At 59.4% G+C, this 11,153-nt stretch carries 13 protein-coding genes and 2 pseudogenes; 10 read left to right on the top strand and 5 right to left on the bottom strand.

The window, feature by feature from the left end; genetic code table 11:
• The first annotated feature begins 177 nt into the window (after positions 1-177).
• Positions 178-732, top strand: coding sequence for a type 1 glutamine amidotransferase domain-containing protein (locus tag C448_RS09775; RefSeq protein ID WP_004054297.1), 555 nt, complete (start codon positions 178-180; stop codon positions 730-732).
• A gap of 97 nt (positions 733-829) precedes the next feature.
• On the opposite strand, the gene C448_RS09770 is transcribed toward C448_RS09775, so the two are convergent.
• The 3 genes and pseudogenes from C448_RS09770 to C448_RS09765 all read right to left on the bottom strand — a co-directional run bounded on the left by C448_RS09770 (position 830) and on the right by C448_RS09765 (position 2,395).
• Positions 830-1,135, bottom strand: coding sequence for a putative quinol monooxygenase (locus C448_RS09770; RefSeq protein ID WP_004054295.1), 306 nt, complete (start codon positions 1,133-1,135; stop codon positions 830-832).
• 86 nt (positions 1,136-1,221) lie between these two features.
• Positions 1,222-1,347, bottom strand: a pseudogene (locus tag C448_RS15990) (IS1595 family transposase); the annotation flags it as partial.
• 91 nt (positions 1,348-1,438) lie between these two features.
• Positions 1,439-2,395: a formate/nitrite transporter family protein gene (locus C448_RS09765; RefSeq protein ID WP_004054293.1), complete on the bottom strand. Its 957-nt coding sequence runs from the start codon at positions 2,393-2,395 to the stop codon at positions 1,439-1,441.
• A gap of 334 nt (positions 2,396-2,729) precedes the next feature.
• Here C448_RS09765 and C448_RS09760 point away from each other — a divergent pair, with 334 nt between their 5' ends.
• Positions 2,730-3,311 carry a hypothetical protein gene (locus tag C448_RS09760; RefSeq protein WP_004054291.1) on the top strand — a complete coding sequence of 194 codons (582 nt, stop codon included), beginning with the start codon at positions 2,730-2,732 and terminating at the stop codon, positions 3,309-3,311.
• A gap of 95 nt (positions 3,312-3,406) precedes the next feature.
• Here C448_RS09760 and C448_RS16925 read toward each other — a convergent pair whose 3' ends face one another.
• Positions 3,407-3,529 carry a hypothetical protein gene (locus C448_RS16925; protein ID WP_004054289.1) on the bottom strand — a complete coding sequence of 41 codons (123 nt, stop codon included), beginning with the start codon at positions 3,527-3,529 and terminating at the stop codon, positions 3,407-3,409.
• A 315-nt stretch (positions 3,530-3,844) separates the two neighbouring features.
• On the opposite strand from C448_RS16925, the gene C448_RS09755 reads away from it, so the two are divergent.
• The 4 genes and pseudogenes from C448_RS09755 (at position 3,845) to C448_RS09740 (ending at position 7,763) form a co-directional block, all read left to right on the top strand.
• Positions 3,845-4,804, top strand: a complete 960-nt coding sequence (locus tag C448_RS09755; RefSeq protein ID WP_004054287.1) for an NADPH:quinone reductase — start codon at positions 3,845-3,847, stop codon at positions 4,802-4,804.
• Between the two features lie 171 nt (positions 4,805-4,975).
• Positions 4,976-6,115 (top strand): zinc-dependent alcohol dehydrogenase, encoded by a 1,140-nt coding sequence (locus C448_RS09750; protein ID WP_004054285.1) that lies wholly within the window; start codon positions 4,976-4,978, stop codon positions 6,113-6,115.
• Between the two features lie 83 nt (positions 6,116-6,198).
• Positions 6,199-6,777 carry an MBL fold metallo-hydrolase gene (locus tag C448_RS09745; RefSeq protein ID WP_004054283.1) on the top strand — a complete coding sequence of 193 codons (579 nt, stop codon included), beginning with the start codon at positions 6,199-6,201 and terminating at the stop codon, positions 6,775-6,777.
• 25 nt (positions 6,778-6,802) lie between these two features.
• Positions 6,803-7,763, top strand: a pseudogene (locus C448_RS09740) (IS1595 family transposase).
• A gap of 256 nt (positions 7,764-8,019) precedes the next feature.
• Here the strand turns inward: C448_RS09740 and C448_RS09735 are convergent.
• On the bottom strand, positions 8,020-8,679 hold the full coding sequence (locus tag C448_RS09735) for a hypothetical protein (protein ID WP_049916236.1): 660 nt from the start codon (positions 8,677-8,679) through the stop codon (positions 8,020-8,022).
• 208 nt (positions 8,680-8,887) lie between these two features.
• Between C448_RS09735 and C448_RS09730 the strand changes: the two genes are divergently transcribed.
• From C448_RS09730 to C448_RS09715, 4 genes are all read left to right on the top strand, one after another.
• Entirely contained in the window at positions 8,888-9,475 is a 588-nt protein-coding gene (locus tag C448_RS09730) for a DUF7342 family protein (RefSeq protein WP_080503193.1), read from the top strand.
• 10 nt (positions 9,476-9,485) lie between these two features.
• Complete coding sequence (locus C448_RS16475; protein WP_193363129.1) at positions 9,486-9,929, top strand: hypothetical protein; 444 nt, start codon at positions 9,486-9,488, stop codon at positions 9,927-9,929.
• 211 nt (positions 9,930-10,140) lie between these two features.
• A complete protein-coding gene (locus C448_RS09720) occupies positions 10,141-10,425 on the top strand; it encodes a hypothetical protein (protein WP_004054258.1) in 285 nt (94 codons plus the stop codon).
• 65 nt (positions 10,426-10,490) lie between these two features.
• A partial coding sequence (locus C448_RS09715) for a helix-turn-helix domain-containing protein (RefSeq protein ID WP_004054256.1) occupies positions 10,491-11,153 on the top strand: 663 nt, incomplete at its 3' end.

The raw sequence follows: 11,153 nt of genomic DNA, 5'->3' as shown, positions 1-11,153 counted from the left end.
TGCTCTTCCTCTATCTCGTTGTCTGCTTGGGGTTGGTCCACATCTTCCTCAAGCAGATGCTTGCTCTAACTCAATGTGATCGACTGAAATTCGGGAACAAGTGGACCACGTCTTTGCGAGGGCAGGCTCTCGCTTTATTTGAAACGCGGATGTCATTAGGGACGGAGACAAAACACCATGGCAGAATCACTCACCGATACGAACGTCGCTGTCTTCCTCGCACAGAGAGGCACCGAGGAAGTCGAGTTCACCGAACCGAAGGGAGCCGTCGAGGACGCCGGGGCGAGCACCGATGTCGTCGGTGCCGAAACCGGCGAGGTCCAAACCGTCAACAACGACCTCGACCCGGGTGACACGTTCGAGGTGGAGAAAACCTTCTCCGAGGTCTCCCCCGACGATTACGATGCGCTCGTCGTTCCGGGTGGCTCCGTCGGAGCGGACCAACTCCGCGCGGACGGCGACGCAGTGGATTTCGTCAGGGAGCTCATCGAGGCAGAAAAGCCCGCAGGAGTCATCTGCCACGGCCCTTGGACGCTGGTCGAGGCCGACGTGGTCGAGGGTCGGACGCTGACTTCCTTCCCCAGTTTACAGACCGACATCCGCAACGCGGGCGGCGAGTGGGTTAACAAGGAAGTCGTCGTCGACGAGGGACTGGTGACCAGCCGCAAGCCCGACGACTTGGACGCCTTTTGTAATAAAATCATCGAGGAGTTCGAGGAGGGTCGCCACTAACGGCGCGATAGCGTGAAAGTGTCCATCGCCACGTCCGGCGTTCGTGAACGAGATGTGAGATTCGTCTTTGCTGCTTCTGTCTGTTCAATTTCAGATGTTAGGGGAGTTTGGCCTCCAGTACGTCGACTTCTTCTATCTCCGGCGGTTCTGCAAACAGCTCGTCCGCGTTTTCCTCCAAGGCAGCAGCGATTTCGCCCGAGAGATGCGCTTCCCGACCGGATTCATCCGGAAAGGTGTCGAAGATGCCGAACGTCGAATCGTCCATACGGAGCGCGAACCACGTGGTGGTGTCCGGTTCTTCCTCGGCCATCGGCAGTGCCGAACGGAGGAATTCCTCGACATCGGATTCTTTGCCGGACTGTGCTTGGAGTCGAACGAGGAGCGCGACGTTTGCGTCGGTCATACTCAGTCCGTAGGTGTGTGCGCAACCACATAACTATTCATGCTAGACACTCATCCCGATACATCGCAACACCGCAATTTCTCGAATCAGTCGTCCGGTGAGTTGAGTTTCAGTCCGAGGAATCCGAGGTATTTCTGGAGGTGGTGCTTCGAGACGCCCCTGAACTTCGCCAGCCACTGACAAAGGAAGCTATGACGGTTCTCGAAACAGTTACAGGAATACCACAGGGCACCTACCGGAAATCTCGCTCTGCGGGGGTTCCAAGACGACGAGTTCGTCGAGGGCGGAGCGACGGGTCGTCGATCAGTCGGTTTCGGGCTCGTTCTCCTCGACGTACGGGCGGGGCGTGGTGTGCGATCGGCCGCCCTTCCAGCTGAAGAGCACCTCGCGCGCGGAGAGCTCGCGGACCTCCGGGAAGCGCCGTTGTTCGGTCTGACCGTAGTTCACGAGCGCGACTAAGAACACGCCGCCAACGGTGTTCCCGAGCAACACCGGCAGCCAGAACTCGTAGAAAACGACGAACAACCCAGGGCTGGGGACGTCGAGAAACACGAAAAAGAGCGCGTCCGCCGCCGTCGTGACGACGTGATAGAGTTCCGCTGCAGCGATCATGTAGAAGACACTGTAGATGAGCAACAGGCGGGCGATCGTGTCCTGCGCAGCAATACTGAGCCACACCACCCCGGCGACGAGCCAGCCCGCGAACAGGGCCTTGAAGAACACGTCCCACCACGCGTGTTCGAGCCCACTCCTGGTGAACTCCGCGCCGGCGTGCATCGCTGTCGTCGAGAGGACGTGGCTGTTGGCGAGAATGAACGCTCCGAGGCCCGCCCCGATGACGTTCGCGAACAGCACGATCCCCCAGACGCGCAACAGCAACGGGAGGCTGGCCAACCTGGCCAACACGAGCGCTACTGGAGGAAGGGTGTTCTCGGTGTAGAGCTGATAGCGACCGAGGATGATGTAGACGAACCCGAGCGGATAGAGAATCGCAGCCAGGAACCCGTTGTTCGGGAAGAGCGCACTGCCCACCGCGTGGCCGACGAACGTCAGCACGATCGCGAAGCCCGCAGCGACCCCACTGAAGAGCAGTTCCGTCGTGCCGGTGGCGACCTCCTCGTCGGCGCTTGCGAGGAGTCGCTGGAAGATCTCGGTCGTCGAGAAGCGGTCGCCGATCGCCCAGCCGGCGGCCGGCGCGCCCGAGGCGGCGCGGTCCGGCTCACGGATCTGACCTTCTTGATCGGTCCCTTCGTCGCTCATCCCGGTCCTCCTACGGAGTCGTCGAGCGGCGTGTTCATGCTGCTCAGTGGCACGGCCAGTAGTAAAGTCGTATGCCCTGGCGCAACGACACACGCTTATATGAACGACGAGCATCGCCGCTGACCGCATCCACAACGAGACCACAGACGACCCCCTGACGAATCTCAGGACGATACTAGAGCAATCGGTATTCACTCAGGCAACTTTAGCGCACACCAGCCACAATATGAGGTGGATTCGTTTTCGTACGCTGTCATGGATGGGGTTTTCCGACGGACAATCGCGGAACCCTCGGTGGCGAGGATTCAATACCGCCCCGACCCCATGGTAGGACATGGGGACATCAGAGCCGGAGGTGAGCGACGAAGAAATTCTGACGGTGTTCGCCCGGCGCGACGAGTCCGGGCTGGAGGCACGCGAAGTGACCGAGGACCTGCCGATGGACCTCGACATCCTGAACGACCGCCTCGACGACCTCTACGAGCGCGGCCTGCTCGATAGCGAGAACGTGCTGGGTGGAACGGAGTGGTCCATCCCGCCCGGCGTCGAGGACGACCTCTCGCCCTCGGACACTGACATCGAGACGAACGTCGAGATGCAGGCCGAAGACGCCTCGGACCTCGAAACGTCGCCACGCCGGACCGACGCTCGGTCCACGGGCGTGGAGATGCCCGAGGACGAACCAGTCGGAGATACGGAGGAACCGACCACGGACCGCATCGGCGCGATGGACCTGCCGGGGACGCCCGACCAACAGGACGAGCGGCGCGAGGCCCTCCGGGCGGCGTACCGCTACCTCCGCGACGGCATCAACGCCGGAAAGGACGACTTCACGGACGACGTGTTCCCCGACCACCCTGCCGGGTACGACGACCCGAACGACGGCTGGTGGGAACAGGTCGTCCAACCAGGGTAGCGCTACCGGACGTGGAGCGCCGGGACGACAAGTGGCGGTACGTGGGCGAAGAGTCGAGAGAGGACACCGCTCGCCGGATCTGACCGACACGGTGGTTACTGGTTTTCGCTTCCCCGAACGAGAAACGCGATGGCCGCGCCGAGAAGGGCGGTGTTTTTCAGGAACGTGATCGTCTCCTCTTGCTGTTGGTCGTCCTCCGCGTTCCAGAAGTCGTGCATCTGTGATGTGACGCCGACGAGGAAAGTCGACAGAGAGTGCAGCCGGGAGCGTGAATACGAGGACGATTCAGAACTGTGAACGTGGCCCCAGTTGCCGGGTTTCCCACCGCGATCCTCTCGCGGTCGTCGGCCGAACGCTCGCCGTCGATGTAGAGTCGATTCCAGTCGGTCTGATTGCGAACGACGCCTGCTTGGGTTCGGCTGTGCGTGACATGGCACACGAGCTATGGCCAGTACGGATAAGCGAAGCAGGAACGCGGCAATCGCTCACCAGTACCGAGGGACATATGCCGAACACCATCGAACCTATGGAGTATGCGAGTCGTTCGCTATCACGAACACGGCGGGCCGGACGTGTTGCAGGTGGACGAGATGGACCGACCGACCCCGGCGTCGGACGAGGTCCTCGTGGAGGTGCGGGCCGCGAGCGTCAACGCGGTCGATGCGCGGTTCCGGTCGGGGGAGTATGGGAACGTATCGCTGCCGGCGATTCCCGGCGGCGACGCAGCGGGCGTCGTCGCGGAAGTAGGCGAAAGAGTCGAGGATTTCACGGCTGGCGACCGGGTTTTCGCCGGCGGGTTGGGACACGGCGACGGTGGGACCTTCGCCGAGTACGCGACAATTCCCGAAATGAAGGTGGCGCATCTCCCCGAGAGCGTGTCGTTCGAGGACGGGGCTGCGCTCTCGAACGTGGGCGTGACCGCGTGGATGGCGTTCGTCGAAAACGCCGGTCTCCGTCCGACCGAATACTGTCTCGTCCACGGCGGAAACGGTGGCGTCGGCCACGCTGCCGTCCAGTTGGGGACCGCGATGGGTGCTAACGTCCTCGCAACCGCCGGCTCCGCGGAACTGTGCGAGCGGGTCCGCGACCTCGGTGCGGCCGCGGCGTTCGATTACGACAGCGAGACGCTCGCCGAGGAAATTCAAGAAGCAACCGACAACGAGGGCGTTGACGTGATTTTGGACCACCGCCTCGACGACTATCTCGGACTCGATTTGACCGTGGCCGCACAGAACGGGCGCGTCGTCACCATCACGGGCGGCATTCCAGCGGTCACGGACACGCCGCTCCAAGCGAAGGAACTCACCATCCGAGGAATGGCCATTGCCAATACGTCCGAACGCCAGCCAATCCTCCGTCGGGTCGCACGTCTCATGGAGCGCGGCGATCTCACCGCCGTGGTCGCCGAGACGTACGACTTCGAGGAAACCGGCGAGGCTCATCGCGCCGTCACCGGGGGCGGCTACGTCGGCAAACTCATTATCCATCCGTAGCGTGGTCTCGTCATTCACCGTGTCGTCCCGCGTTCGACCGGACTGCGATCCCATCGAGCCGAATCGACGACGGAAATTCGACGTTGTGAGCAGGATTGAATTGCTCTTTGCAGAATCAAGCCCTATCTTTAGTTGGAATCCGGTTGTCGGTCAATACGGGAGAAGAAACCAATGAGAGCACTGACATGGCAGGGAGAGGGGAACGTTCGCATCGACGACGTTCCCGACCCCGAAATCGAAGAGCCGACTGACGCGATAATCGACATCACGGCCACCGCCATCTGTGGCTCCGACCTCCACCTCTACGACGGCTATATGCCGTCGATGCAGGAGGGTGACGTACTGGGTCACGAGCCGATGGGCGAAGTAATCGAAGTTGGCGACGAGGTCGAGACTTTGGAGGAGGGCGACCGCGTGGTCGTGCCGTTTACGATTAGCTGTGGCTCGTGTTGGTTCTGCGAGAACGGTCTCTACTCGCTGTGTGACACCTCGAACCCGAACGCGGAGATGGCCCAAGAGGCGATGGGCCACTCGCCAGCCGCCCTGTTCGGCTACTCGCACATGCTGGGCGGCGTCGCGGGCGGGCAGGCCGAACAGTTGCGCGTGCCCTACGCCGATGTCGGCCCGGTCAAGGTCGATTCCGACCTGCCGGACGAGCAGGTACTCTTCCTCTCGGACATCTTCCCGACAGGGTACATGGGCGCGGAAAACGCGGACATCACGGAGGGCGATACGGTCGCAATCTGGGGCTGTGGACCGGTCGGCCAGTTCGCCATCCAAAGCGCCCAGATGCTCGGTGCTGACAGGGTAGTGGCCATCGATCGAGTGCCCGAACGGCTCGACATGGCGAGAGAACACGGCGAGGCCGAAACCATCGACTACGAGGACGAGGACGTCTACGACCGCCTGATGGACATGACTAGCGGCCGCGGACCGGATGGGTGTATCGACGCGGTCGGGTCGGAGGCCCACGGTCTCCACGGCATCTCCGATGAGGCCGACCGGCCGTACGTGCTTCAGCAGGCGGTCAGGTGTTGTCGCAAGGGTGGTACCCTCTCGATGCCGGGCGTCTATATCGACACCATGGACGATTTCCCAATTGGTCCGTTGATGAATAAAGCCCTGACCGTGAAGACGGGCCAAACCCACGTCCAACGCTACCTCGACCCGCTGCTGGAGCGAATCGAGAATGGCGACATCGACCCGTCGTTCGTCATCACTCACGAAGAGCCACTGGAGAACGGTCCGGATCTGTACCAGACCTTCCGAGACAAAGAAGACGACTGCATCAAGGTAGTGCTGACGCCCTGAACGCGAACGACACGTATTTTAGATCGTTGTTATGACCCTCCCGAACGGTAGCTTTAGGAAGTGTTAGCACGAACCCTGTTATCATGAGTCAGTCGGCCGACCTCGAATTGCCCCCGTCCGACGAAGCGACCATGGACCGCGAAACCGGCTCGATATTCTTCGTCGGGACGGCGACGGTGATTCTTCGCTACGCCGGATTCACCATCCTGACCGACCCGAACTTTCTCCACGCCGGAGACCACGCCCATCTCGGCTACGGAATCACCGCAGAGCGCCGAACTGACCCGGCCATGGATATCGAGGGCATTCCTCCAGAGGTGGATTTCGTGTTACTCTCACACTATCACGGGGACCATTTCGATCACCTCGTCGAGGAGGAACTCGACAAGACGCTTCCGATTGTGACGACTCACCATGCAGCGGACAACCTCGAAGAAAAGGGGTTTCAGGAGGCGTATCCGCTGGATACGTGGGACACCATAGCTATTTCCAAGGGTGAGGTCGAACTCGACATCACCTCGATGCCCGGCAGACATGGGCCGCCGATCGTCGAAAAGGCATTACCGCCAGTCATGGGTAGTATGTTGGAGTTCGCACTCGAATCGGAGACAGTATTGAAGTCGCTCTTGTGTAGTGTAGCGGAACCGAGTCACAGCGGTTAGGGCATCCCGCCGACAGCAGTTGTTCATGTCTAACGAACACGCCGCTCTCGGCGGGATGCTCGAACAACTTGCCGAGCTCGGTGTAATAGAGTTCTGCTCCGAGCCGCTCGACGCCATCGTCGAGCGGCGTCTCAAGACCATCTGGACCTCCCAAGCATGTCCGAACTGTGACGCTGACGCCCTCCGCGCTCTCGATGGCTCGACGCGAATCTGGTGTGGTCGCTGTGACTGGAAAACCACCTATACCCGTGGTACACCCTTCTACGACACGGAACTCGCTCCTGGCGAGTTCCTCGTCGCCTTCATCCTCTACGCTGACACTCTCCTCAGCATCAACCAAATCGCACCGCTGCTCGACCGCGCCTACAAAACCGTCTTCGAGGCAATTAGCGACGTGGAAACCGCGTTCACTCGGGGTTTCTCGACTGTGTGGGAACGCATCGGTCACACGATTGCTGGACCAACACAGGTGGACGAAACTCAGCGGGTGTGTTCGGGGTACAAAGGTCAGAACCCACCGCGGGACGGACTGTCCCGCGGCGGGTCTCCTGGACCCGGACGGGCGCGATGGACAGGAGAGCGGGGCGATGAGATGACGCTCGTCGCGGCCTGCCGCGACGTGCTCCGGGTGATTTCAGCCGAAGAAGGATCGAAATACGACGAGAACCTCGGGCCAGTCATAGAGGAAGCAGGCGATCTCTCCCAGCCGCTGGGAGAGATCTGGACCGACGAACTCCCCGCGTATCAGCAGATGGAACACGAGCATCGAACCGTTGTCCACGACGATGAATACGTCTCGGACGACGGNGAATCAGGTCGAGTGCCTCTGGTCGTTAGTGCAGCCGTGGCTGGCGAAATTCCGCGGCCTGTCCAAGCAGGGCTTGGAGCAGGCCGCTCATACTTTCGGACTTCTCCGATCCCTGAATCTCGTCGGAGCACCCGTCCACAGCCTCATCGATTGTGTCGCTGTCAATGCATTCCGCTAATCTACACAAGAGCGATTCAGATTCTGTGCGACTATTCTGCTACCGAAAACGTGAAACAAGCGACGAGTGTTTGATGAATTATCCTTTCTGTCTTGGACGCCGTTTGGCAGCCAGCGAGGGATTACCAGGAGATAGTATGAAGATTTCCGCTAAACACAATAGTATGAGGAATACACAGTACACTCTCAGAGACCCAACCACACATTACGCTTGGAAACTACGCAAAGTCGCTTGTGACTATTGCTCGCATCTCCAGTTACAGCGATAGGGATGCCTCGCGTTCGACAACAGTGAATCCCTGTGCAGTCAGTGCCTCCGTCCGGTAACGCTCAGCAACCCACCGCTGTGGGAGCCGTCGAAGTCCGAATCGGCGATCCGAACTCCACTCGACATCAACAACGGTCTCCGTATCGTGCTGGTGTATCGACACCACATACGTCGCCCACGGATTTTCGTTTTCCGTCACAAATAATTCAAGGTCATTGTTCACATCGCCCCCATCCGCTACTTTCGAATCAATCTCTACGGCCATGCTGGCTGATCGCAGGCCCAACAAATACGAGAAATCATAGATTGCACCGTCGTCAGTTGTGTGAATATCGTCGGCGATTCCCCACTGGAACGGCAGCACAGGTGGAGTCGCGCTCTGGAAATCACTCCGAACAGTTTCACTATCGCACTCGGATACTAGCTGTGTGCTCCCTTTGACCCGGAAAATGGGAATCCGCATCAGTACGGCGGCACAGACTGCAACGAGAAGCCCGACAAGGAGTGGGAGAAAGAACAGCGCCGCACCGACAATCCCAGCGAAGAGGAACGCCACAGTATAGACAAGAGGCCGTTCGAGACGTTGATAGCGCCGCGCTACGGCAGCCGCTTCTGATGGCACATCGGTATCGTTGCTTGGAGAGGGCACAACGGCAATTCATACGGCGGATAGATTAATTGTTTCCTCAGTGGATTCATTGTTCGGTTTTCTTCAGACACCTATCTGCTAGCAAGCCACTGGCTACTATTTACGTCTGATCTCATGCATTGGGAAGATCAGTCTCAACTCCCACGCGGCGGGTGAGAATATATACACAAACCGCTGGATATATGTTCCAGCAGGTTGTAGACAGGCTATGTCTGAAAAATCCGATTCTGGAACAGCTCAGCATTCGGATGAGCAGGAGCAACCGACTGCTCCTTCCGAGAGTTCCGAACGCGCCGACCGCAGCACCCGTTCATCGAGAACCCGCGGTGAGCGCGTCCGAGCGGCTGCTTGGACGCTTCGAGAGCCTCGTACCGCCTCGTGGATCGCCGAAGAGACGGAGGTCTCAGTTAAGACCGCCCAGAAATACCTCAACCAACTCGTCGAGGACAACGTACTTCTGCGAGTCGAGCAAGGCGAACAGACGCTCTACGCTCTCGATCAACTCATGGCATCCTACCGCGAAGTGGCCACCCTTCAGCGCGAGCACACCCGGGAGGAACTCACTACCGCGCTCGAATCGATGCGCGACCGCATCACCGACTGGAAGGCAACCTACGACGTTGACCAACCGGGCGAACTCCGGTCGAGTCTCGCTGCTTTCGATGACGAACAGGAGAGGGAGTCCCGCCGTGAGGCTGCCAGCGAGTGGGAGCAACTCGAAACCCGCCTCCCGCTCGTGCAAACGGCCCTCCGCGAGTACGACTGGGCGACCGAACGCGAAACCATCACCGCCTGAGATCCGTTTGATGGGTCTTCCAGGCACAACCGATCCGAGTGTTTACCGTGGATTGAGGGGAGTACTCGACCGTCAGCCGGAGATTACGGCCGTCCAGTATGAACCCGATAGCATCATCAAAGCGTGGCTACGGGCGACCATTGATCCAGATCGAATACGTCCTCCGACTGGACCCGAGGCTCCAGAACTCCGCGTCGAGTGGCGCTTTCACGGTGATGCAGTCTACTATCAGATTCATTATTACGACCCGAATACGGGCTTCAACTGCGGATGGCACCGCGATGATGACCACCCTGATCTCGGGCCGGTTCATTTTCAGTACGAGAATCCAACGACGGGCGAGCACAATCACGAGCGTGTGCAGTTCTCCAAGACCGTCCCGACAGAGATCCTCTGGGAAGCCGGAGATCGATTGTTCGAGCAAAAGCTTCCAACGCTCATTGGTGAGGATTGATTATCCCGATACAGAACCGACAGTCGAAACGCGGACGTAGGCGACGATTTGCATGGCGTGCTCGGACGTCCTGATCGTACCGCGATTCAGCATATCAAGAACGGTGGTTTTCGCATCGCTATGGAAAACTGGTGTTTTCTACACTGTCGGTGCGAGGAATCCATCACGTGATTTCTGCCACTTAACTCCTAGGAGCGATAACCAGACGAGTATGCCGGATCAATCGGACGACGATGTGCGTGTCTGGCTGGTTGAACGCACCTACTCTGACGACGAGCAGAATTTGATCATCCTCACTTACGCGACCACTAACGGTGAGCAATACTACCGGAAGGAGCGGGCACTCACCTCCTTCACCGACGTGCGCGACACCACCGCGGCCGCCGATGCTGAATCGGATAATCTCGGCACTGTCGATGATCCCGACCTCCAAGAGCGGTACGCCGCCGAGGCACAGCGGATGCAGGAAACGCACGACCCCGACGATGTGATCTGACCCGACCAGCCGAATCTAACAGGCTGAAACCACCTGTTATGGCACTGTAGTACCTATTGCAACCTATGCGCGAACTCGTCTTTGCCCTCGAATACGAACCCGGGTGCAATCGGGTGGCTGATACTCTCGCTAACCATCCAGATGCTTCGGTTCGCTCGCTCTCCCTGCACGCTACTGATGACCGACTCTGGCGCGTTGACCATGCTACGGGGACGCCCGATGCTCTCGCTGCCATCGAAGACGCCTTTCTCAACAGCGACTATTACGCGGACTGTCTCGCGACCGAGGACTGTAACGCGACTCAGATCACACAGGTTCTTGACCATACCACTGAGACGCTCGTTCTCTACTCGTACTGGGAGCGTACCCCTCTCTGTGCCTCTATCCCTCACATTGCCCGCGATCATCTCGGTGACGGGCTACTGTTCGATACACGCCACGAGAGCCGCCACTACACGTGGCGCATCATCCATTCCGGCGAGGGCAATGTGAGCGAATTCTTCGATGAGCTTGAAACGACAGTCGGCGATTGCGCACAGATGGAGATGCTTCGAACGGCGGTCGCCTCACCATCCACAAACGACACCTCCAACAGCAACACTGAATTGGCACCCGAACAGCAGGCAGCGGTTCAAGCCGCTGTTGAACATGGCTACTACGAATCTCCCAGAGAAATCGATGTCGGTGAGCTAGCTGAGCATCTCACTATACCACGGTCGACGCTCACC

It is taken from the genome of Halococcus morrhuae DSM 1307 (assembly GCF_000336695.1).
Classification (GTDB): Archaea; Halobacteriota; Halobacteria; order Halobacteriales; family Halococcaceae; genus Halococcus; species Halococcus morrhuae.
The sequence above is the reverse complement of the archived record's forward strand: the minus strand, read 5'-3'. Positions and strand labels throughout refer to the sequence as shown.